The 23,559-nt window shown below is 51.4% G+C and carries 16 protein-coding genes; 8 read left to right on the forward strand and 8 right to left on the reverse strand.

Going from position 1 to position 23,559, the window contains the following annotated elements; translation table 11 throughout:
• Nucleotides 1-355: 355 nt before the first annotated feature.
• The 3 genes from EFB02_RS05960 to EFB02_RS05970 form a co-directional block, all read right to left on the reverse strand.
• Nucleotides 356-1,843, reverse strand: coding sequence for an amino acid permease (locus EFB02_RS05960; RefSeq protein WP_122820686.1), 1,488 nt, complete (start codon nucleotides 1,841-1,843; stop codon nucleotides 356-358).
• A 523-nt stretch (nucleotides 1,844-2,366) separates the two neighbouring features.
• A complete protein-coding gene (locus tag EFB02_RS05965; protein ID WP_122820687.1) occupies nucleotides 2,367-2,846 on the reverse strand; it encodes a low molecular weight protein-tyrosine-phosphatase in 480 nt (159 codons plus the stop codon).
• Nucleotides 2,847-2,908: 62 nt separating this feature from the next.
• A complete protein-coding gene (locus EFB02_RS05970; RefSeq protein ID WP_122820688.1) occupies nucleotides 2,909-4,348 on the reverse strand; it encodes a GuaB1 family IMP dehydrogenase-related protein in 1,440 nt (479 codons plus the stop codon).
• Nucleotides 4,349-4,521: 173 nt separating this feature from the next.
• On the opposite strand from EFB02_RS05970, the gene EFB02_RS05975 reads away from it, so the two are divergent.
• A complete protein-coding gene (locus tag EFB02_RS05975; protein ID WP_122820689.1) occupies nucleotides 4,522-5,052 on the forward strand; it encodes a phosphoribosyltransferase in 531 nt (176 codons plus the stop codon).
• A gap of 1 nt (nucleotide 5,053) precedes the next feature.
• Here the strand turns inward: EFB02_RS05975 and EFB02_RS05980 are convergent, their stop codons facing one another.
• Nucleotides 5,054-5,731 carry a TetR/AcrR family transcriptional regulator gene (locus EFB02_RS05980; protein WP_122820690.1) on the reverse strand — a complete coding sequence of 226 codons (678 nt, stop codon included), beginning with the start codon at nucleotides 5,729-5,731 and terminating at the stop codon, nucleotides 5,054-5,056.
• A gap of 64 nt (nucleotides 5,732-5,795) precedes the next feature.
• On the opposite strand from EFB02_RS05980, the gene EFB02_RS05985 reads away from it, so the two are divergent.
• The 3 genes from EFB02_RS05985 to EFB02_RS05995 all read left to right on the forward strand — a co-directional run bounded on the left by EFB02_RS05985 (nucleotide 5,796) and on the right by EFB02_RS05995 (nucleotide 10,601).
• Nucleotides 5,796-6,311, forward strand: a complete 516-nt coding sequence (locus EFB02_RS05985; protein ID WP_160115383.1) for a SprT-like domain-containing protein — start codon at nucleotides 5,796-5,798, stop codon at nucleotides 6,309-6,311.
• Nucleotides 6,312-6,395: 84 nt separating this feature from the next.
• Nucleotides 6,396-9,185: an FHA domain-containing protein gene (locus EFB02_RS05990; RefSeq protein WP_122820692.1), complete on the forward strand. Its 2,790-nt coding sequence runs from the start codon at nucleotides 6,396-6,398 to the stop codon at nucleotides 9,183-9,185.
• Nucleotides 9,186-10,601, forward strand: a complete 1,416-nt coding sequence (locus EFB02_RS05995) for a serine/threonine-protein kinase (RefSeq protein WP_122820693.1) — start codon at nucleotides 9,186-9,188, stop codon at nucleotides 10,599-10,601.
• A 16-nt stretch (nucleotides 10,602-10,617) separates the two neighbouring features.
• Here EFB02_RS05995 and hrpA read toward each other — a convergent pair whose 3' ends face one another.
• Nucleotides 10,618-15,534: an ATP-dependent RNA helicase HrpA gene (hrpA, locus tag EFB02_RS06000; RefSeq protein ID WP_234992761.1), complete on the reverse strand. Its 4,917-nt coding sequence runs from the start codon at nucleotides 15,532-15,534 to the stop codon at nucleotides 10,618-10,620.
• Here hrpA and EFB02_RS06005 point away from each other — a divergent pair.
• From EFB02_RS06005 to EFB02_RS06015, 3 genes are read left to right on the forward strand one after another with little or no spacing between them, the layout of a single operon-like run.
• A complete protein-coding gene (locus EFB02_RS06005; protein WP_122820695.1) occupies nucleotides 15,506-16,801 on the forward strand; it encodes an FAD-dependent oxidoreductase in 1,296 nt (431 codons plus the stop codon). The two genes, hrpA and EFB02_RS06005, sit on opposite strands and share 29 nt — an antisense overlap.
• Complete coding sequence (locus EFB02_RS06010; protein WP_122820696.1) at nucleotides 16,802-17,098, forward strand: ferredoxin family protein; 297 nt, start codon at nucleotides 16,802-16,804, stop codon at nucleotides 17,096-17,098.
• A 55-nt stretch (nucleotides 17,099-17,153) separates the two neighbouring features.
• Nucleotides 17,154-17,717: a GNAT family N-acetyltransferase gene (locus EFB02_RS06015; RefSeq protein ID WP_122820697.1), complete on the forward strand. Its 564-nt coding sequence runs from the start codon at nucleotides 17,154-17,156 to the stop codon at nucleotides 17,715-17,717.
• A 233-nt stretch (nucleotides 17,718-17,950) separates the two neighbouring features.
• Here EFB02_RS06015 and EFB02_RS06020 read toward each other — a convergent pair whose 3' ends face one another.
• On the reverse strand, nucleotides 17,951-19,894 hold the full coding sequence (locus EFB02_RS06020; protein WP_122820698.1) for an OPT family oligopeptide transporter: 1,944 nt from the start codon (nucleotides 19,892-19,894) through the stop codon (nucleotides 17,951-17,953).
• 569 nt (nucleotides 19,895-20,463) lie between these two features.
• Between EFB02_RS06020 and EFB02_RS06025 the strand changes: the two genes are divergently transcribed.
• Nucleotides 20,464-21,018, forward strand: coding sequence for a YagU family protein (locus EFB02_RS06025; RefSeq protein ID WP_122820699.1), 555 nt, complete (start codon nucleotides 20,464-20,466; stop codon nucleotides 21,016-21,018).
• A 199-nt stretch (nucleotides 21,019-21,217) separates the two neighbouring features.
• On the opposite strand, the gene EFB02_RS06030 is transcribed toward EFB02_RS06025, so the two are convergent.
• Together EFB02_RS06030 and EFB02_RS06035 are read right to left on the reverse strand one after the other, a co-directional pair.
• Entirely contained in the window at nucleotides 21,218-21,952 is a 735-nt protein-coding gene (locus EFB02_RS06030) for an aspartate/glutamate racemase family protein (RefSeq protein WP_122820700.1), read from the reverse strand.
• An 89-nt stretch (nucleotides 21,953-22,041) separates the two neighbouring features.
• Nucleotides 22,042-23,277, reverse strand: coding sequence for a carboxylate--amine ligase (locus EFB02_RS06035; RefSeq protein WP_122820701.1), 1,236 nt, complete (start codon nucleotides 23,275-23,277; stop codon nucleotides 22,042-22,044).
• Nucleotides 23,278-23,559: the final 282 nt, after the last annotated feature.

Here is a 23,559-nt window from a genome sequence, read left to right on the forward strand (position 1 = left end):
TATTAGCGGGAGTAGTTTCCCGCTGTATTCGTCCGCGCACAGGGGCGGATTTTGCCTCGCGCCCCGAAATCCGGAAAATGCTCTGGTATTTTCACGGATTTAAGGCCCGAACCCTACCCCTCGGCATAAATTCGCCCCTGCACGCTTAGTGCGTACCTAGCGTGAGTCTCGCACCACCTGAGTCCCTTGCACGGGGGAGAAGTGTTATCCGAGCAGGTTAGGCGGGCGTAAAACTCGAAAAATGCCCTTGGGGCTTTTTCGAGTTTTTGGGCAGGAGGAAAAACTTCTTCCCCGCGCTAATGCCTGGTCGAGCCAGACCCGATGTTGGAGGAAAACTAAGTCCAAGCGGGGTGGATTATTTGGCTTGGCGTTGCTGGGCGGCTGCTAGTTCGCGGCGGCGACGGTTAGTAAATTCGGCGTGGATTTTCGCGTTTTGGGGACTCCGGCTCGCCAGGAACGATATCCCAGCGGTGATAGCAATCCACAGTAGGCTAGACAGCATGGCGAATCGCGTTGCGGGATCCAGAGCGAGGACGAACACCATCGCAACAATAAAGACGCTGATAACCGCGATTGAAAGGTATCCGCCGGGCATAGCAAATATTGACTCTTCATGCTTTTGGGGCAGCCGGCGACGAAACTCTACGTAAGCGGCCACAATCATTACCCACACGAACATGAATAGTACCGATGCCACCGAGGTTACCAAGGTGAATGCTTCCATTACCGTGCCTCCCACTGCCATCAACACAATGGAGGTCAGCAGGAATAGGCAGGTTACAATCAGGGCGTTTAAAGGCACAGAACGGCGGGAAAGTTTTTGGAAAATCTTTGGGGCATCACTGCGCAGTGCCATGGCGTACATCATCCGCGAGGTGGAATAAACCCCGGAGTTACACGACGAGGCAGCAGATGTCATCACCACCAGGTTTACCAGGGAAGCCGCAAAAACCAGTCCTACCAGAGAGAATAGATTCACGAAGGGGGAGGATTCGGGGTCTAGAGAATCCCACGGGGTTACCGACATAATTGCTATCAGTGCCAAAACATAGAACAGCAGTACCCGCAGGGGAATAGAGTTAATGGCTTTGGGTAGTGATTTTTCCGGGTCTTTGGTCTCTGCAGCAGTGGTACCCACCAGTTCGATACCTACGAAACTAAAGATAGCCAGCTGGAATCCTCCTAGGAATCCCGAGAAACCATTCGGGAAGAACCCGGAGCCGGTTACTCCCGGATGTGACCAAAGGTTAGTAATGGTGGCACGCTGACCATCGGGGGAAGTAAACCCGATGATCACCATTACGGCTCCACAGCAGATTAGGGCAATAATCGCGATGATTTTTATCATTGAAAACCAAAATTCGGTTTCCCCAAAGGCTTTAACGGTTAGGGCGTTAAGGAAGAATAGTAGCGCTACGGTAGCAATCGCGGGAATCCATCGTGGTAGATCTGGCCACCAAAAGTTAAAGTAACCGGCAATCGCAATTACCTCGGCGGTTCCGGTTACAATCCAACACAGCCAATAGGTCCATCCCACCACGAAACCTGCACCTGGTCCTAACAGGTCAGTAATGAAATCAGCAAAAGTGCCATACTTGTGATCGGAAACTAGTAGTTCTCCCATGCACCGCATCACCAGGAATAGCACGGCTCCAATAATGGCATAAACCACTAGCACTGAAGGGCCTGCCAGGTGAATGGTGCGTCCCGATCCCATGAACAAACCGGTTCCGATTGCCCCGCCAATTGCGATTAACTGGATATGCCGATTCGAAAGGTTGCGTTGCAGTCCCCCCGAATGGTTGTTGATAATGTCCTCAACCTCGACTGGTTTTTTCGGCATTGGCTTTCCCTTATCGATCCCTTTTTGTTTCCTCGATTTTAAGCGCTAAACCTCAAATCTAAGCAAACTGATGCCTATCCGCGTGGAATTAGCTTTTCCTGACCCTGAACTTGAGCGCGGGGGAGAAGTTTTTCCTCCTGCCATTCTCCGCGCGAAGCCTAGGTTTTCCTCCCGCCCAAAAAATCGGGCAAAGCTACAAATCTTTGCCCGATTTTTACGCCCGCCTAGCCTATTCGGATAAAACCTAGTCTCCGTGCTCGCTGACACCGCCTACGTCAGAGGCGCAGCGGAAAAAAGATCCCCGAAGATGCGCACTGAGCGTGCAGGGGCGGATTTATGTCGAAGGGTGGGCTTTGGACCTTAAATCCGTGAAAATGCCAGAGCACTTTCCGGATTTCGGGGCGCGAGGCAAAACCCGCTCCTGTACGCGGACGACTACGGGAGGAAAAACCTGACCCCGAGTTTAAGCGAGTGTGCGCGTCGGAAAGTTGCTATCGAGGTTGAGGACATTCAGTTAGGAGGGTCAGGAAATCTGGGAGAGGACTTCTAGGAGTACTGGGGTTACCCGCTCGATTACTTCCAGGGTGTCAGCGAACTCGTGCTCCCCGCCATACCAAGGATCTGGCACTTCCATATCGTCCGGGCTGGCCTCGGGGTCGAATTCGCGGTAGAGACGAACTTTACTAGCGTCAACTCCCCAACGTTGCGCTAGTCGGGTGAGTGCTCGTTTATGGCCGCTGGTCATGGCAAGTATCAGATCAAAATCTTGGAAGTCGCCGCGATGAACCTGGCGGGCATAATGATCGGGAACCAGCCAGCCGTGTTCTTCCAGGATATGTACTGCGCGATAATCTGGAGGATTACCGTGTTCTTCGTCAGAAACACCAGCCGAGTCAAAAACCAGGTTATCCAGTGCCTCTTCTTCAGCCTTTTGGGTGGCTACCGCCTGTGCCATTACCGAACGGCAGATATTGCCGGTACACACAAACAATATCCGATTCAAGGGGATTCCTTTCGCTAGTCAGCTAATGGGGTCTACTTGCAAGGCCACCTATTAAAGTGCTTCTACCAGGAAATTTCCACGGGTGCGCCTTCTTTGTACCCGGAGGCGCTTTGAATTCCGACGATTGCTTTTTCTCGGAACTCGGCTTGGTTTGCAGCGCCCGCATAGGTGAAGGAGGAGCGTACTCCCGCCAGGATCTGATCAATTAGGCTTTCCACGCCAGGACGAGCGGGATCTAGATACATACGCGAGGTAGAGATACCTTCTTCAAATAGCTCTTTACGAGCCCGTTCGAAACCGCGGGAGGTAGCGTTACGATTGCGAACTGCGCGGCGCGAAGCCATCCCAAAGTTTTCTTTGTAGGGTCGTCCATCCGCGTCTCGCACAATATCCCCCGGCGATTCGTGTGTACCGGCAAACCAGGAACCTACCATCACGTTAGAGGCTCCGGCGGCTAGTGCTAAAGCTACGTCACGAGGATGTCTAACACCTCCATCAGCCCAAACGTGTTTTCCAAGTTCATGGGCACGGCGGGAACATTCGAGAACCGCCGAGAACTGGGGGCGCCCTACACCGGTAGCCATACGGGTGGTGCACATCGCTCCCGGTCCGATACCGACTTTCAAAATATCAGCGCCGGCAGCAGCTAGCTCCGATACCGCGTCCGCGGTGACCACATTTCCGGCCACAATCGGTACGTCCACTCCAGTGGCGCGTACTGCCTGTAAAGCCTGGATAGTTCGGTCTTGATATCCGTGGGCGGTGTCAACTACTAGCACGTCAACGCCCGCTGCTACCAATTGACAGGCGCGTCCGGCAACGTCGCCATTGATGCCAATCGCTGCCGCCACCCGTAATTTTCCGTCTTTGTCAGTGTTGGGGGTGTAGATAGAGGAACGTACGGCCCCCGGGGCGGTCATCACTCCGATCAAGCATCCCTGCTCATCAACTACCGCGCCGAGTCCTAAGTGTTCTTCCGCTAATTGCCGGTAAGCATCCTCCGGGCCAATACCTTCTGACAGTAGCAAGGTATGGGTATCCATCACCGTGTGCAGCTGCGCAAAGTGGTCCACCCCGGCCAGTGCTGACTCGGGAACTACTCCCATGGGATGGTTTTCCTCGTCTACTACTAGTACCGCACGATGAGAGCGTTTGGAGATCAGCGAAAGGGCGGCAGCTACCGTGTCGTGAGGGCTGAGCACCACTGGGGTGTCATAGACCGTGTGGCAGGCTTTTACCTTGGCCACGGTCTTCGCGATGATGTCACCGGGAACATCTTGGGGCAGAGTAACTAGACCACCGCGGCGAGAAACTGTTTCCGCCATTCGCTTGCCGGCGACCGCCGTCATATTGGCAACGATAATCGGCACTGTGGTGCCGGTGCCGTCATCGGAAGACAAGTCCACGTCAAAACGAGAAGCAATTCCCGAACGGGAAGGAACCATAAAAACGTCGTCATAGGTCAGCTCGTAAGGAGCCGACATTCCATTTAGAAAGCGCACAACTACTCAGCTTAGTGCAAATAAGGCAAAAGGGGGAGACTTTAGGGGTGAGGGAAAAATCTTGCTGTAAATAATGGGGTGTTTTCGCAGTTAAGAGGGTAGGGAGGTGGGGAATGAAAAAAATATTCTCTCGCAGTTTCAAAAAGTTCGCTAAAAATAGCTAGGCTAGTTTCATGGCTGATACACAAGATCGGGAAGTGCTAACCTGGCAAGGATTCGGAGATGCCACCCGGCAAATTGCACAAAATATTGTTGATTCCGGGTGGATGCCCGAGCTAGTAGTAGCAGTGGCTCGTGGTGGCCTGTTGCCGGCTGGCGCCCTCTCATATGCAATGGGGTTGAAAGCAATCGGGACTATGAATGTTGAGTTCTACACCGATATCGAGGAAACCCTGCCCGAGCCAGTTCTAATTCCCCCGTTGATGGATGTTTCGGCGCTTTCAGGGAAACGAGTGTTGGTAGTAGATGACGTAGCTGATTCCGGAAAAACTTTAGAGCTGGTGATGAGGCTAATCCGTGAACGGGGGATTCCCTCCGGGCAAGAGGGCGAGCGAGTTACGGTTTCGGAGGCTAGGAGCGCATGTATCTATGTGAAATCCCGGTCGATTATTAAACCGGATTACGTCCTGAAGCACACTGATAAGTGGATTAATTTCCCCTGGTCAACACTACCTCCGGTCACCCCGGGTGTGATGGGACACTAGTTTATTCGCTGGCAACCATTCCAGCTAGGCAGCACGGTAAAGCGGCTTCTAAGAAGTGACTAGAAGGGCGTAATACTTGTCCAGATTCTGCTTCCTCGGAGCGGTTGATTAGGTCAGCTTGCCAGAGAGCAATCACCACAAAGGCACACTCTAGCGGTTGCACCTGCAAGTGTAATCCCAGAGAGCGTAGGCAGTTGGTGATTATTTGTGCCAATTGTTCTTCGATCACCCGGATTTCTGCGCGGAGAATAGGTAGGAATTCTCGGTTGCGTGCCGCGTATATCCGCAGTTCGGTCAGTACTAATACGAAATCTCGTTCAAATAACATAGTGGAGGCGATCGCTTCACTAACTGAAGGCCAGTGGGTAGTTAAGAAACTGTCTTTACAGGTCTCGGTTTCGGTAAATAGAACCGGTTCAATTAGAGTTTGGGCTTGGCTTAATTGCTCTGATACTCGTGTGAACTCGCCGTGGATGTATTGGCGTAAGAATTCTGAAAAATCAGGGAAGTTGGAGTAAAAAGCTCCGCGGGAAAACCCGGCGGCTTCACACAGGGTTTTCACCCCGGTTTTGCTCAGTCCTTCTTTGGCAAACAGCTCCCGAGCGGATGCGAATAGTTTTTGTCGGGTAACTTCCCGTCGTGCAGAGACCGTTGGGGGCATTGGAAGTGAGGTTGTCATTTAGGGGTTTTCCTCCGTTAGGATTCAGGGGAACAGACCCAGTTTATGGTTTTGGATGGATTATTTGAAAGTAAGCGACTTAGACAAGGTGTTAGAGCTGGCGCGTCGCATCCTGGATGCCTGCGGGTTGCAGGATTGGGAGGTTGGCTTAGATAATGCACGGCGGCGCGCAGGAGCTTGTCATTTTGGGGATAAACGGATTAGTTTTTCCCGCTACTTGTTGCCACTATATGATGCTGCCACCGCTCGGCAAGTGGTTTTACACGAGGTGGCTCACGCCCAATCCGGGCCGCGGGCAGGACACGGGAAACGTTGGCAGCAGGCAGTTAAGGCGTTAGGGGGATGCGCTGAACGTACAGTAGCCCCAGATGCGCCCTCCCTACCTGCTCCCTGGGTAGGAGTGTGTAAAGCCGGCCATCGCGTTGAACGTTTCCGTACTCCCACTCGAGTTTTAGCCTGTTCTAAATGCTCTCGAGATTTTCGTGTAGAAAATATTTTTACTTGGAGTTATCGGGGAGGCTCCCCGCGTCATCACCCCGCTTATCTGCGGGAACTCCGCAAGATCCAACGTGGAATTTGAGTTATTTGACCCAGATGTAACTTTTATACATCCCAGACCGTAAACTAAAAATGTTCAGGTTTAGATTTCCACCAAAGAAGGCGTATGGGGAAGCAACTATTGGTGCATTGCGGTGGGAAAGAGCTGATTCTTTCTCGCGGTCAGGGTGCAATAATAGGTCGGGATAGATCTGCAGATCTATTTGTGAAAGATCCGGTTGTATCGCGTCGTCATGCCCAGATTTCTTACCAGAATGGGCGTTTTACGCTGACAGACCTAAACTCAACTAATGGGCTCTATGTCAACGGACAGCGGTTACAACCTGGTAGGGCTTATGCGATGGAGGGAGTAGGGCAGGTTCGTATAGGATCCCAACCTTCCGCCCCGACTATTACCTATCAAGAGAAAGTCGTCAACCAGGAGCTTAAGGAAACTGGGGTCAGAAATCCAGCTTTACCGCTGGCCTCTGCGCTACCTCCCCGAGTGGTAGCTGCCAAAGGGGTTGAAAAAATTCCTGCTTCACAGCCGGTGAAAATTCCCCAAGGCGGGGTCAGCACTGCTTCTCCTAGGACACTCTCTCGTTCCGACATGTTGGTTCCTACTGGATGGACTACTTTAGGTGTCGGTAAAAAACCTCCCCGTCCTGCCCCAGACAGGCTTCCCGCTAATTTGGGTAAAACGGATAACCGCGAAATCGTGGGGGCAGGTAACCAGATTCCAATTCCTGCCCCTGGACAAATTTTCCATATCGGACGTGATCTTGAAAACGAAGTTGTATTACCGGATCCGATGGTTTCTTCCCGGCACGCGATGCTGGCTATTAACTATGGCAGGTTAACGGTTACCGATCTTGGTTCTACCAACGGTGTTTTTATCAACGGTCTGCGAGTACGCTCCGGTCAAATTGAGTCTGGAGATGTGCTAACGGTAGGAAGAATTTCTCTACGCTTAGAGGGAAATAAACTGGTCAGAATGGGGATGATAGCTACTGAAGGGCAAAAACATGATGCGTTAATCGTTGATAATATGTCTTTCTTGGTAGGTACTAGTGGGGCGGAACGGCAAAAGGGCGCCGGGGCGAAAAAACCTATTTTAGATCAGGTATCTTTTGCGGTTCCTAAGGATTCCTTGTTGGCAGTAATCGGTCCGTCCGGAGCTGGCAAATCTACGCTGCTTAACTGCATGATGGGTAAGCTGAAACCGCAAAAAGGCGCCACCTATTTCGAAGGCTTGGAGATGAGCCAATATGCCTCTGCGCTTTCTGATCGGATTTCAGCAGTTCCACAAGATGATTTGTTGCATTTGGATTTGACCGGGAGAAAAGTTTTAGATTATGCGGCCAAACTTCGTTTCCCGGATGATGCTCCTGCCGCAGTACGCAAAGAGGCGGTACAGAGAGTCATTAATCAGCTCGACCTCCGAGCCCATGCCGATACGAAAGTAAAACGGATGTCGGGAGGGCAGCGTAAACGGGTATCTACCGCTATGGAACTTTTAGACGAGCCTGATTTGTTGTTCCTGGATGAGCCAACTTCGGGGCTAGATCCTAATCTGGATCGGGAAGTCATGGCGCTGTTAGCTAAACTGGCGCACGGCCAAAACGGGCAACCGGGGCGCACGGTGGTAGTGATTACTCATTCGACTGCCAATCTGCATATGGCGGACAATGTGCTATTGCTAGCTCCCGGGGGGAAAGTAGCATATTTTGGTCCGCCAGCGGAGCTTAAGGGATATTTTGCCCCCATGGGGGTGAAAGATTTTCCGGAGATCTATGATTTACTTTCGCGGGCTCCTGACCATATGCAAGCCATGTTCGCTTCCTCGGGGCGAGTGAGTCTTCAGGGTATTAGGCGTTCGCTTACATTGGCTGGGGTTAGTGTAGGTAGTAGAGCCATTTCGGTTCAAAAGCAATTGATACAAGCGAAGAAGCATTCTCTGTTTAGGCAAAGTTGTACCTTATTTTCCCGGCAAATGCGGCTGATGATGTCCGATCCTCTGGTAGTAATTTTTACGGTGGCGCTTCCGCTAGTTATGGCGGTTTTGTCCTTAGTTATTCCTGGTAAAGCCGGATTTGTTGGGAGTACCGATACCGAGGGGATTAAATCTCCGGGAATGCTTTTGGTGATCGTTATCTTTGGGGCGGTACTGATGGGGCTAGTTCCCGCAATTAGGGAACTGGTGCGTGAACGCGCTATTTTTCTCCGAGAATCCGCGGTGGGGTTGCGTTTAGGTGCCTATCTGCTATCAAAAATCATTAGCCTGGGGCTATCGGCATTGGTGCAGGCGGGAATCCTTACGGTGGTAATAACGCTCCTGAACCGGATTCCTAAAGACGGGGTTGTCCTACCTTTCCGCTGGGAGCTATTCCTTGCCTGTTTGCTGGCAACTTTGGCGGCATCGTCTTTAGGGTTGTTTTTTTCTGCTTTGGTACGTAGCGCAGAACAGACCACTCCAGTGATGATCGTGCTGCTGATGGTGCAGTTGGTGATGTGTGGGGGAGTAATTGATTTTGCGGATTCCAGCGCGGGACACGTGTTATCTTCTACGGTTTCCTCGCAGTGGGCTTATTCGGCCGGTGCTGCATCAGTCGATTTGGATCGGGTGCGCCGGCAATCAGCTCTGGATGCGCAGAAAAAACAGGATAAAACTTATGCGGAAAATAAAGCGAAGATTGACCAACGTAACCAGGACGCCCAGCAACAGGCACAGGCTTTGGGGCAGGAGCCTCCTCAGGCTGAAAGCTTAAAAAAACCAGAGCCCATAACTATTCCGGAAAAGCATCAGCGATGGAAACCGGCTAAAGGTCGGTGGGCAGCTAACTTGCTGATTTTAGGGGGATTCTACGGCGTATTTGCCGCGCTAACTGCTTTCCCGTTAGCTAGGTTGAGGAGATAAGTGGTGCCTCAGTATCCCGAGTATCCCGACCGATTTCCGAGACAATTAGGCAACGGTGAAGACTCTAGATTTTCGCAAGTTCCGGTAGCTAACCAGGGAGTAACCGTTCCACCGCAAACTCCGTTTTATCTTGCCGGTTACCGCCTGCTCAAAGCCTTAGGTTCGGGCACTATGGGAGAAGTATGGCAGGTAGCGGATCCTGGAGGAAATGTTTACGCTGCCAAGATTTTACGCTCGAAGCTAGCAATTAAACCCGGGATTGTGCAGCGTTTTCGGATGGAGAAAGATCTGGTTACCGCAATTCGCCATCAAAATATCGTGGAAGTTTACGATCTGGTGCAAACCCCGGAATATATGGCAATCATTATGGAATATACCGATAGTGGAGATTTGGGGGAGTTGCTTAAAAAACGGGGTACGTTGCTTCCTTTAGATGCCGTCTACTATTGCATGGGAATTGCTGCGGGCCTATCTCCGATCCATCAGGCCGGGATCGTACATCGGGATTTGAAGCCTTCTAATATTTTGTTGAAACGGCAAGGTAACTATTTGGTTCCTAAAATCGCAGATTTCGGTCTGGCTCGATGGATTGATCCCCGCTACGAAATTCAGACTACCAAGCGTTCTGGAACTCCCTACTATATGGCTCCCGAGATGATTGAAGGCAAGGGGGTGAGTTCGAAAACCGATATTTATTCCCTGGGTGTGATTCTTTATGAGTTGCTCTGCGGAATCACCCCCTTTAGAGGGACAGTGGGAGAAGTGTTAAACCAGCAGTTCTACGATATGCCCGGTATGCTTACCGGGATTTCCAGTTCCCTATGGAATGTAATTACCAAAATGCTGGCCAAAGAAACTTCTGTGCGCCCCGATGCTGCCCAGACCTATGCCCTCTTAAAATCAGTAGTTGAGCAGGTTCGCAACCTAGAAGCTCTGGAAGTTCTAACGGAACCCCCACCACCGCAACCTTTAGAGGAGGTAGTACGAATATCCCCGCCGGATGCCCAGACCTCCTTGGCATCGGCTAAACCAATTATCCCTGCCCATGATGAAGCGGAAACTCGCTCCGGGCAAACCGTTCAGGGGCAGGTAGAACCGGGTTTTCCTACCTGGCATCCGGTGAGCTTACCCCCGGCGATTATGGTTAATACCGAGGAGACTATCGGGGTGACAACTGGAAGTCCCGAGGGTTTTTCTTCGCCCAGGGAGCAGAAAATATCCCCAAGTGAACAAACTATAGGCGCTTGGGGAAACAGCCCAGATCTTGCCGAGAATTTATCAAATCCTTCTTTCTATCAGGGCCCGTCAGCTCTCCGCCGGAGCCCAGCTAAAGAAATCTTAGGAGGGATCGCGATTGGTCTGGGGATCGGTACTCTCATTACCCTGTTAGTCGCCGCGATTTTACTATTGTTTTAGTGGAGACAGCCTAGAGTTAAATTTCTTTCAGTAGCTTGCTTAGGCGCTGAAGCGAAACCCGCTCCCGCGTACCCAAGGGTTGGGCAAACAGTGAAACCCTTAGCTCTTCCACTAGCCAGCGCCCGTGAATAAGGGAAGCTACTGCCGTAGGATCTGGGTTTAGGCTTTCCCGGTCTGCCAGCTTTTCGCGTGCGTCCTCCCAAATTGCTAAAGCTTGTTCTTCCTGGTGTCTGCCCTTGCTCTGCCCCTGGCTTGCTTTTTGCAAGCGGGAAGTGATCGCTCGTAGGTAGCGTCCTAAATCTTCCGCTCCCTCACATAAATCCCAGAGGAACCCCGGGTAGATCAGCTGCGATAACTGAGAGCGCACCTGGGTAACTTCGTTTAAAGCGCTGAGCGGGAAATGCCCAGAGAGCGCGGCTGACACTTCCCGGTAGCTGGCTCCAACCTCTCCAATTTCGCGAGCGAGGGCGTAAACCTCGTCCTCGAAACGGTCGCGGAAATCTACAGTGAGCTGTTGCAAAGCCGAAGAATCACGAACCGTCCAGGTTTCGACTTTTGCTTTTTCTAGGCAGCGCCAGGTGGCGATCAGCTGTAACTCTGAAAGTAAATCCGCTTTTTCGTAGGGAAGTGCCGCCAGGTTTAGTGCTAAAGGCGCTGGCCAGCGAGTAGAGATTCGGGCAGGCGGCAGGCAAAGCTGGGAACAAAGCAGGTAGGTAACCCCAAAGCGGTGGGCGCGCTGAGCTTGTTGTAAGGTTTCAAAACGTGCCACTCGCACTGAGAAAAGCAGGGATGTGGAATCCTGTCGTTTGTTATTTTCGCTGCCAGGTCGGGCGGCAGGCGGATTTTCATAACGGTTTTTTTGTGAGCCAGACAGTAGCGATAATCCGAAAGGCCGCGGCAGGCGCTGTGGCAGCAACCCCGGAAAGGCCTTACCCGGCACCCCGCCAGCACTAGTGATTATCTCAGTGGGTACAACTATCTCTTTCTCTTTCCCGCGTATTTGTGGCCAGGACGGAGAAAAGTCTGTTTCCGGGAAACTATGCCCGTGAACTCTATTATTCGTGGCACTGCCCCGCCCTGCTTGGGGCTGGGATGGGGTTTTCTTTTTATTTTCGACTTTGCTCACCTGCGAGAGCGCTTCCCGGATTACCTGTCTGCGGGCAGTGCGTCCTTTCTTGCCGTACCGGTTCTGCAGTTTTTCGAGGTCACGAGAATAAATTTGTTCTTTCCCAACGCGAAGGGCAAAACGAATCCGCAAGTGGGCAGGCAAGGACGTGACCGCCTGGAAAAAATCTTGCGTGGTTACTTCTACGGCGCGTAGTTGATCGAGAGCCGCGATAAAAAGCTGAGCTAGCGGGAGAGAAGGGGCGGTTAGTTTCTTTTTCTTAGAAGTTTCCGTTTGCTCGCGGTGGAAATTACTTTCAAAAGTACCCGCAGTGTGGTTTTTCCCGCCTCCTAGGGCAGCCGCAGTTGCCACTGCGGGTTCACTTTTAGCGTTGTCCGCCGTTCCTTGAACTTCTGACTTAGTTTCGTTGGTAAAGGACTTTGTATTACCGCTATCAATTCCTGCCCAAGCCGCTAGGCGTCCCAAAGAAGCCTGCAGCGCTTCCTCTTGCTTAAGCTGCACCGGGGTAGGTTCAAGGTTTTTGGCCGGCTCAGTAGTACCAGCCGTGGGATTAGCTAGTTGCTGTTGAATCCACGCATTCACTTCGGACGCTACTTGCGGGGCGGGCACCAATTGGCGGCGTACCGTTTTGGGGAGCGCCCGAATCAGCGCGGTGAACAGCTGCGGCCACAGCCCCGGTACCGTCCATTGAAATTCCTGAGGATCAAGGTAGGGTAACTGTTCCAAGCTAATCTGGCAGGTAATCCCATCTTCTTCCTTGCCGGGAGCGAATTTATACCGCAGGGGCAAACTAAAATCTGCCCCTATCCAGCGCTCAGGGAACCCCGCATGGGAAAGCCGGGTAAGTTTGTCTGCTAAATCGGTTCTGTTCCCAATCGAATGATCTGCGGCTTCTCCGCTGGAATAGTTGCGAGGCGTTTTTTTGGTGGCTGCGGGGGTGAGCACCACGTCTTCGGGATAATCCAAAATATGGGGATCATCTTGACGTTTGAACCAGGCAGCGAAAGTTCCCGGATTGGTTACCTCTTTACCTAGCCGGGCAGCAAAGAAAGCCGCTAAGGCGTCCTCGCCGGCAACAATGCCCGCCTGACGGGTACGTTGTTCGACTTCCCGCGCGCGCTCCAGCATTTTTTCATTGCGCTTCAAGAAAGGATAGTTCAAGGGGGCATCCCCTCTGACCAGTGCATTAGTGATAAAGAGGGTGCGTGACCACTCTCGGGCGGTTTGCGGGCTTTGCTCGCCGGGCAAATCCAGTCTATTTGCCGCAGGCGATAGCGTCGGCATCTCTTTATTACCTAGTCGGGACAGGGGAACCGGCACGTCAGCGGCTATAGTGAGACCGTAAAGGGTGACCCGTTCCGGCACTAGCGCCGTGCCTTTTCGCCTTGACCAATAAGGCTCCCCATAAGAGCGTTTTACCAGGTGTTTTCCGGCGTGAATAATCCAATCGGGGTTAACTCGGGAAACGTTGCGCGCAAAAAGCCGCGAAGTTTCTACCAGTTCGGCAGCCATTACCCAATCAAAATTACGGTTAGAGAGCCCCGAACCTGGCCAGATTGTGAAACGGGCACCACGTGGTGCCAGGTACTGTTTGGCACGCTGATCCCAGTTGCCAATCCCAGAAAGCATCCCTACCAGCAGGGAACGGGCGATAGCATCCGTATCCGAGTATTTGGAAGTTAGACTTTGGCAGGCCGCAATCAGATCGCGAGACTCCGGATCTGTTTGGTAGGCCGAACGGGAGGGCTCCGCCAAAGGGTGCGCGCTAATTCCCAGTTCTTTCAATAGTTGCCGCAGCTGATTAGTAAGGTCTTGCCATTCCCGAGTACGCAGGTAATGTAGGAATTCGCGCTGACACATTTTCCGGAAAGCGCTTCCTGACAGGTCGCGGGATTGGGTGCGTAGGTAGCGCCAAAGATTCAAGTAAGTCAGAAAGTCAGAACTGGGGTCTAAGAAACGCGCGTGAGCCTGATCCGCAGCTTCTTGCTGCTCTAGAGGACGCAGACGCACATCTTGCATTGACAGTGCCGAAACTATTACTAGTACCTCTGATATGCACCCGCGCCGGTCTGCTTCCAGCAGCATGCGGGCCAGCCGCGGATCGATTGGAAGCTTCGCAAGGCGTTTGCCCAGTTTGCTGAGGCGGTAACCTTCGGAATTTTCGCTTCGCTCCGAAAGAGCCCCCAGTTCGTAAAGTAGCTGTTCCCCGTCACGTACTTGCCTGGGATCCGGGGCGTCGATGAAAGGAAAATCGGCGACTTTTCCCAGATTTAACGAGGCCATCGCCAAAATTACTGCCGCCAAGGAGGTTCGTAAAATTTCGGGTTCAGTAAAACGGGGACGTGCCAGGAAATTTTCTTCCGAATACAGCCGGATACAAATCCCGTCGCTAATCCGCCCGCAACGTCCAGCTCGTTGGCGGGCGCTCGCTTGGGAAACTTCCTCAATCGGCAGGCGCTGTACTTTAGTGCGTTGCGAATAGCGAGAAATCCGCGCCAGACCGGGATCGATCACGTATTTTATGCCCGGTACGGTCAGCGAAGTTTCCGCCACATTGGTGGCCAGCACTATCCGCGGATAAGGGTGGGGGGCGAAGACGCGTTGCTGTTCGGCCGGGGATAGTCGGGCAAACAGCGGTAGGATTTCTACTGCGCCTGGCGCGGTTGAGCGCTCCCCGGCGCGCACGTACCGGGAACCTAGATGCGCGGCGAGGGCGGCTTCGGTGTCCCGAATATCTCGTTCACCTGGCAAAAATACTAAAATATCGCCGGGGCCGAACGCAAAGAGTTCATCAACTGCTTGGCAGATTCCCTCGGTCTGGTCTTTCAATTCGCCGCGGGTGGCTGCTTCTTTCTGCTGGTTAAGAGAAGTCTTACGGTTTTCTCTGAAGATTTGCGAATCATCGTTGGCGTCCTCGTCCCCGTTATCAGAGCCGTCCAAAGGACGGTAGCGCACTTCCACCGGGTAGGTGCGCCCCGAAACTTCGATAATCGGGACCGGGGAACCAGGGCGGGAAAAATGCTCGGCAAAACGCTGTGAATCAATAGTTGCCGAGGTAATAATGACTTTCAGATCCGGGCGGCGGGGCAGCAGACGCGCCAAATACCCCAAAATAAAATCAATATTGAGGGAGCGTTCATGGGCTTCATCCACGATGATGGTGTCATAGCGTTTCAGCAAGGGATCGGTGCGGATTTCCGCCAATAAAATCCCATCCGTCATTAACTTCACCATGGTTTTTGCGGAAACTACGTCAGTGAAACGCACCTGGAAACCGATGGTTTTTCCTAGCTCTTCCCCCAACTCACTGGCAATCCGGGAGGCAACCGAGCGGGCAGCAATCCGCCGCGGCTGCGTATGCCCGATTAGAGCGTCGCGTCCTCTGCCTAGCTCTAAACAGATTTTTGGCAGCTGCGTAGTTTTCCCGGAGCCAGTTTCCCCGGAAACCACTACCACCTGGTTGCTGGCGATGGCTTCGGCGATTTCTTTCCGCTTTGCGCTGACCGGTAATTCCTTAGGGAACTGGATCTGACTAGGCGCAGTATTTAGAGATTTTTCTTTAGGGAGGGCGGGGAACCTAGTTTTTTCGTGTAGTTTTTCGCGCCGCTTAGCCGGCTTAATCCGCCCGCTTGCTGCCTGCTGCCCGCTCATCGTCCTCCTTACCTCTGAGGAAAGTCTAGCGGGTATCGCGCTCTCATCATTATTGAAAGCTGGCAACTGCGATAAGGTAGAGGTTCTGAACCAGGTAATCCGCCCAGTGGAGGCAGCTAGATAGAACATGAGCGTGGAATACGATTTCGATGTCATTATCGTAGGTGGCGGTATCGCCGGAACGGTATGTGCTTACCTATTAGCAAAAGCTGATCACCAGGTCTTATTGATTGAGCGCGGTTCGGAAGTAGGGGCTAAGAACCTTTCGGGCGGGGTATTTTACTGCCAGATCATGAACCAGATTTTCCCGGAATTTATTGAAAAAGCTCCGGTTGAACGAAAAATCACCAAGAATATTATGTCATTCCTGAACTCAAAATCTGCGGTGAATCTGGAGTATTGGGATCAGCGTCTTGCTGAACCGGTGAATGCCGTGAGTGTTTTACGCGCCAAACTTGATCCCTGGCTGGCTGAGCAGGCTGAGGAGGCCGGAGCCACCATTATGCCGGGTATGAAAGTTGATGAACTGGTGCGCGAGGACGGAAAGTTCTGCGGGGTGCGCGCAGGCGAGGACACTGTGTACGGCAAAGTAATCGTGGCTGCAGACGGGGTGAATTCCTTCCTGGCGCAATACGCTGGGATTCGCCCGCAAGAACCCCTCGCTCACCTGGGGGTGGGGGTGAAATCTGTTATCCAGTTAGGGGAAGAAACGGTTAAAGAACGTTTCAACCTGCAAGCAGGTGAGGGCGCGGCCTATCAAATGGTGGGGGACTGCACCCAGGGGGTAGCTGGCGGCGGTTTTCTTTATACCAACCGCGACTCGGTTTCTGTTGGGATTGTGGCGATGTTAGATGATCTCAAGAAAAAACAGTTATCCTCATCTGAACTGCACGATCATTTCTTGCAGCATCCCTTCATCGAGCCGTTCCTTCGCGGAGGAAAACTGATCGAATATGGCTGTCACCTAGTAGCCGAGGGCGGAAAAACTATGCAGCACGGGCTGGTGTATGACGGGTTGGTCTTAATAGGGGACGCGGCTGGGTTTACGCTCAATACTGGGTTTACGATTCGGGGAATGGACTTGGCGGCCGGATCTGCCCAAGCCGCCGCCAGTGCCATAGATACTGCTCTCAAAGCCGAAAACTATAGTGCCTCCTCGTTAAATAGATATCTGGAAAACTATCAGGAAACCTTTGTGGGACAAGATATGGATACTTTCGCGCGTGCCCCACAGTTCCTACATAATCAGGAGCTATATGGTCAGGTAGGCCAGCTCGCGGCGGATACCCTACAGGGAATCTATAACCTGGACACTACTCCGCGAAAACGTCTATTACCGGTGGCACGAGCGGCGTTAAAAAAATCCCCGCTGAGTATGCGTCAGCTAATCAAACTCGGTTTACAAGCAGTGAGGTCGATTTAAATGACTGATTATCTTCCCGAAAGTGTTTCTGGCAGACTTACTGCCAATATTTACGAGGTAGACGAAGAAGAATCTCATATATTTATCGATCAAGAACTAGCTAAATCCACTGGTGCCGGAAAACTTTTGGAACGCGTTTGCCCCGCTCATGTATATATTGCGCGCGAAGATGGTTCGGTTGATATCGAATATGCGGCCTGCTTAGAATGTGGCACCTGCCTGGCAGTGGCCCCTCCGGGAGTTCTCAAGTGGCATTACCCGCGTTCCATGATGGGTGTTAGTTATCGCCAGGGATGAACGTTATTTCATCGGAAGTCGCCCTTTGAGGGGAAAAATAAATATCCTTAATGATATGAGCACCGCTATGCAGATACGCCAAGCCGAAAGCGCGGATGATATTCTTGATATTTTCGCGACCCGCCGCGCGGTTTTTCACCTGGAACAAGGGATTTCTCTGGATCGGGAAATAGACGATACCGACTTTGCTAAGGGAACCATCCACCTGCTAGGTGAGGACGCATCCGGTACTATCGCAGTAGGAAGGATATCTCCTCCCAAAATTGGGATTCCTGCTGATCTTGCCGAAATGTTTCCCCAAATTCCGCGGGATGTGCTTATCGGAAAATTAGGGCATTTTTGTGTGCTTCCTGCTGCTCGCGGCTGTGGAAACGGCAAGGAACTGTTGCGGGGTGCCGAACGTTTGGCGCTTAGCTGCTGGGCACGATCGGCGGGCGGCGGAGTGGTGTTGTTGCAAGTCGCGGCGCAGGCTCCGGTAATTGGCTTTTATCAAAAACTAGGCTACCGGCTCATATCTTCCCGGGATTCTTACCTGGATGCGGGAATCGAACATCGTGACCTGGTGAAATTGGTGGAGCCGCAAGCCAGCGTAGTGCAGTTCCCTGGCCGTTGGCTATAGCTGCCTGCGTGCCCTCAATACACAGATCAATAAGAACATCTGGGGCTGGTGAGGCGCAGAAAATCGGTTTTTCCTCCCGTCTAAGAATTTGGAAAACGTTGCGACGTTTTCCAAATTCTTAGACCCGCCGCGCCCACTCGGATAAAACCGATTCCCCGCGCTTTCCTCGCCATTCCCAGCGTGGGCAGCACACGAAGATCTATGCGCCCACGCCACCGCGGTTTATCAGAGTCTTAGGCCTCGGCCTGCTGCTTGGCGCGGCGGTAACCCGCGGCGGCTAAGGCAACGAAGATAACCAGTCCAACTAGGGAGGATACCCCCGACCAAGAATCAGGCACGATAGCCAGGGGCTCTTCGCTGCCGGTAGTACCTACAATCGCGGCATAAACCACGCCCCACAGGCTTTCTCCAACAATTAAACCAGTGGCGAGCAAAGTTCCCATCCGTGAGGCGGCCTCAGGATTCTTCCGAGTTTTTGCCCAACGGTTATAGAGGACTCCGCAGGTAGCGCCAATCGGAATCAGAATCGTGAGGGTGATGGGAAGGTACATCCCCATTCCCACTGCAATCGGGGGGAGTGCATAGCGGGAAGTGGTGTGCTTTAAAATTTCATCAATCAGAATGATAACTACCCCGATCAACGCCCCGAGCCCTAGGCGGCTCCAATCAATATCGCCTCCGAATACCCCTTTAGTAAGTTCTGAAATCAGGGAGGCTTGTGGTGCAGCCAGTGCATTTTTATCGGCGCCGGGGGCCCCTTGGAATCCAAAGGCGTTATTCATTAGCTGCAATACAGGGGGAATGATCAGGGAACCAAAAATCACTCCGATAATTAGGGCTACCTGCTGTTTCCAGGGGGTCGAATTAACCAATTGCCCGGTTTTCAGGTCTTGAAGATTGTCGTTAGAAATAGTGGCTATCCCGAAGACAATAGCCGCAGTAAACAAAGTATAAGCAACCAAAGTTTTCGGGTCGCTCCCAGTGGGAACCGCCGCCTTAATTACCAGGGCAGTCAATATTGCCACCAAGATACCGACCCCGGAAACGGGACTGTTGGAGGAGCCGATTAGGCCCGCCATATATCCACATACACTGGCAACGGCCAGTCCCAGAGCCAGAATGAACAGGATAGATAAGAAAATCAGGCCACCGGTATGGTGCTCCAAAGGGGTGTCTTTTAGGAACAACCAGAGCAACACTCCGATGGGGAGCATCAGCGCCAAGGTAATGCCAACTACCCAAGTCAGGGAAAGGTCGCGTTCTTGAGCTGGCACTTCCACCCCCTCTTTGCGTTGACGCGATGCAACCAGTGATTCGCGCATTCCCCGGATAATCGGACCAATTATTTTCAAGAAAGTCCAGATAGCGGCAATGGCGATAGCGCCGGCGCCTACGAAACGTACGTCGGAGGCAAAGATGCCTTGCACACCCTCGGTAAAATCTCCGCTGCTAAGCTGACCGGAAGAAAAGTAGGGCAGTAACATCCCATAGCTGATTACCATGCCGCAGATCATGGCAATACCGACCCCCAGGCCGACGAGGTGACCGATGCCGATTAATGCTAGGGAAAGGCTAGTGCCTACCATGGTTCCCCCAGCTCCGACCTTGAAAACAGTGCTTACACTGGAAAGCGCGATTTTCAGGTTGGTGAGTAAGGAAAAGAAGGCTGAGGAAACTGCTCCCCAAATAATCACTTGCAGACCCCGCCGATTATCAGCGGCACCTTCGCTAGTATCCCCAACTTTTAAGACTTCCGCGGCTGCTACCCCCTCGGGGAAAGCAAGGTCGGAACCGGTTACGAGGGCGCGGCGTAAGGGGATAGAGTAGGTGACCCCCAAGATACCACCCAGAGCACACAGCGCAGCGGTCGTCCAATAAGGGAATCCGCTCCACCAACCCACCATGATCAGACCCGGCAGTACGAAAATGATTGCCGATAAGGTGCCGGCCGCGGAAGCGATAGTTTGGACGATGTTATTTTCTTGAACAGTGTGATCCTTGAAATATCGCAGGATCGCCATAGAAATAACTGCTGCTGGAATTGAGGTGGCAAAAGTCAGCCCCACTTTTAGACCCAAATAAACATTCGCAGCGGTGAAAATCAGGGTAATAATGCCCCCGATAATCACTCCGCGAATAGTGAGTTCTTTTACTGTCGTTTTCGATTCAGCTGTCATTACTGGGAAATCTCCTTGGTAAAATACATAAAAAGAATACGACCAGCTCCGGGCGATTGAAAATCAAGATGCTGTTAAGGTGCTGGAACGAGATAGAAAAGCTTAAATTCGGGATAAAGACAACGAACCTAAATTAAAGTAACACTGATAGCTGAAAATATTGGAAAACTTAGGTAAAAGTTAGCTGTTATGCCAGGCTGTCGCGGGGTAATGATCATTTATCGCCAATGCTAGGGTTGCCTATTAACAAGCCGTAACCGGGTTCATAACCGGGCTGTCTTTGCATCTTTAGTGAAAAAACCTATTGCAGATATGTCCAGTATCGATACCTTCGGATTGTTTGTATTGCTGATGCGCGAAAATAGGCGAGTTACGATTTGCTCTACTAACCAGTAGCGACAATTTTCTTGAATAGGGCTACCTGTGAGAGCTCTCTCTCTAAGCGTCGTATGCGGGGGAAAATGTCTCATTGTCCCGCTAGATTGCAACCTTAAAAACTGCAGGCTTATTTTTTAGAGGGCAGCCAATAGTGGCTGCCGATTTGTTTAGAAACTGTATTAGAGGGACATATGAATTTTTTAGAAAAAACTGATCCGTCGCGGCGTCGTCTGGGAATTGCCGTGTTAGTGGGCCTAATTGGGGGTATCTTTAGCGCGATTGTGAAGTTTGGTTGGGAAGTTCCTTTCCCTCCGCGTACTCCAGAACGTAATGAGACCAATCCTCCTCAGGAACTGTTACAACAGTTGGGGATGAGTCATGATGCGTCGCATACTTCCGTGATCTTCAACGGTAATGAGCTTCCGATTTATTCGTTTATCATCCATTTCTCGTTTGCGATTGTCTTTGCAATCATCTACTGCGTGATTGCGGAGTATTTCCCGAAGATCAAATTGTGGCAGGGGGCAGCCTTCGGCTTATTAATCTGGGTGTTAGCGCACTTAATCGTGATGCCTGCTATGGGAACGGTTCCGGCTCCCTGGGATCAGCCTTTAGCTGAGCATTTCTCGGAGGCTCTAGGACACGTCGTTTGGCTATGGGCAATCGAAATTGTACGCCGTGACCTGCGTAATCGCATCACTCATGAACCTGATGCGGAAGTGTCGCTCAAGGTTACGAGTAGATAAGGTGTTGCCTTAAAACGGCAATGCTCTTATCCCAAGGGCGGATATTCCCGGTGATTTTGAGGGGAGTGCCCCTCGCATTCCGGCTGCGAATGCGGTGATATCCATCCTTGGTAGCTACCTTCGCCCTCCCTGTATGCGTAAGTTCCCGGAAAGTGGGAATTTTCAACGTTACCGGGAGGGCGATTATGTTACTGAGACGCTATGCTACTGAGACACGCAGTTGCTGCGCCCTTTTAACGGTTTCTTTTACCAAAACTTCCTGAGCATCAATAAGTGGAATTTCAGGCAGTGGGAAGGTTTCGTTTAGTACGCTCAGCTCGGTGCAACCCAGGATTAAAGCATCGCAACTGTTTTCTCTGTCTGGATGCAACATCTCGGTCAGTACGGACTGGTAGCGCTGCAGATCAAGCCCTCTCCCTCCTTTTACGTCCTCGTATATCAGGGAGGTTACCCGAGACTGTAAGGCGGCGTCAGGTTCGATGTAGTGGTAGCCGGCGGCAGTAATTGCTCGGCGGTAAACACCAGCCTGGAGAGATCCTTCTGTGCCCAAGAAACCTATATGAGAGCAGGTTTGTTTCGGGTGTCGGGCAGTGAGTTCGGCTATGGCTAGGCGCGGCATATGCAAAATTGGTACCGGGGTTAAAGCCTGGAAGTCATCGAAAAAGTAATGGGCAGTATTGCAGGTGAGAACGATGAAGCTAGCGCCCATCGCAGTTGCTTTCACTATGTCGTCAGCAATCACCGGGAAGGGGTTTTCCTTAGACTGCTCGTTTATAAAAGCGGTACGGTCAGGAACCGAGGCGTCATTGAAAACCACGTAATCCAAAAAATCTTGGTCGCTTTGCGCTTTAGTAGCCTTGTTGACCAGACGAATGAAGCTTTCAGTAGCGAGGGTACCCATGCCTCCCAAGACAGCAAAGAATGGACGTTTCATTTGGCACCCCTACTAACTAACTGAGCTCTTTAAACTATATAGCTAATAAAAGCATGATTATTTAAATGTAGTGTAAACGGTTTTGGCTATTAAGATTTATTGCGAAAATGCTGGGCGTAGCGCTTACTGTAGATTGAGAACATATGTCTAATCATTGCCCAACGTAGCAGATTCCTATCTTTGTGGTACTCCAGGGTTGTTCCCCAATCGCCGCGAGCAATCATTTCCATTCCCCGCTGTTTTTCTGCGCCCTCAGCAACGTAATCCTGGAAAATCCGGCGAGGAATCTCCATCCATAATTTGTTTCCGCGTCCAATTATAGTCTCACCATTAAAATCGGTTTGTTCGATTAAATCTTCAACAAAATAGCGTCCTAGATTGAAGCCATTTAAAGTAACGAAATAACTGGAGCGTCCCTGGCGAAGATTAATTTCAAACAGTTTTAATTTTCCATCACGTTCGTCATATTTCATATCGAAATTAGCGAAACCTACGTATTTTATATCTTCTAAGAAGGCTTTTATCTGTTGACAAATTTCTTGGTTGTAGTCGGGAATAATTGCGGCATAGTTTCCTACTGCCTCTGGGGTGGGGTCTTCTAAGAGCGGGTGCCCTAGAAACATCATTCGAACCTGATGATTACGATCCACATAGGCATTTAGAACCCGCATCCGGGAATCATCTCCGGGAATAAAATCTTGCAAAATCATTTCCCCGGTGTATCCCGCGTCGTAGGAACGGGTAATTAAGGTGTCGAGTTCCTGGGGGGTGTCAATGATGAATGCTTTTTTACGACCAGGAAAATCAATGTCTAGCCATTCAGTAGAGTTTGCTGGCTTCATTGCTATCGGAAAATCAAAGGGGAGCTGCTGATATTCTCCCGCTTTCACTTGTGTGGCGTTGAGAACCTTGGTGGCGGGATAGGGCAACCCGTATTCTTCACAGAGTTGATAGAAGCTGCTCTTCAGACTGAGGCGCCGGTTAAGGTCTAGGGGCAGCGTGTGATAAGAAAAGTGTTCTTTGAGTTCATCGCCGCATTCGCTGAGAAGATTAGCGTAAGCATCGCCGCAAGAAATCAGCAATAGTTTCACCTGAGGGTGTTCCGCATACCAAATTTTCGCGAATTGGAGCAGCGTTTGTTTGAAAGTTTCGAGCTGGCCAAAATTTTGAACAATCCGAACATCAATAATCTTGGAGTATTTTGTGGGGGAGAGCTGAAAGTGTGCGAATGCGATAGATTTTTTTCCGTATGCCTCGTGAAATGCCCGTGCCATGCCGTAAGCGTTAATGTCACTGCCCAAAATAACTGGTTGGAACTGCTTCATTGAGTGAAACTTTCTATATCTCGACTGTATGTACTGCTGAACGAGCCCGGTTGCCGATTACTGTCTAGCTGCTAGGGATGTTTCTATTTTAGCCTTAGCGTTGCCGGAGGATAAATCTATCCCTCTTTAAGCAAAGTGAAAATGGTGGGCAGCAAGGGTTCATGAGGGAAGAGAGGGAGGGGACGGGCTAAAAGAGAAAATCTGGAGGGGGAGGTTTTTCTCCTGCCTACTAGTCGGATAGCCTTAGAGTATCTTTAGACTTGCTCAGCTAATCCAGCGGGA

This window comes from Varibaculum vaginae (assembly GCF_900604285.1).
GTDB lineage: Bacteria > Actinomycetota > Actinomycetes > Actinomycetales > Actinomycetaceae > Varibaculum > Varibaculum vaginae.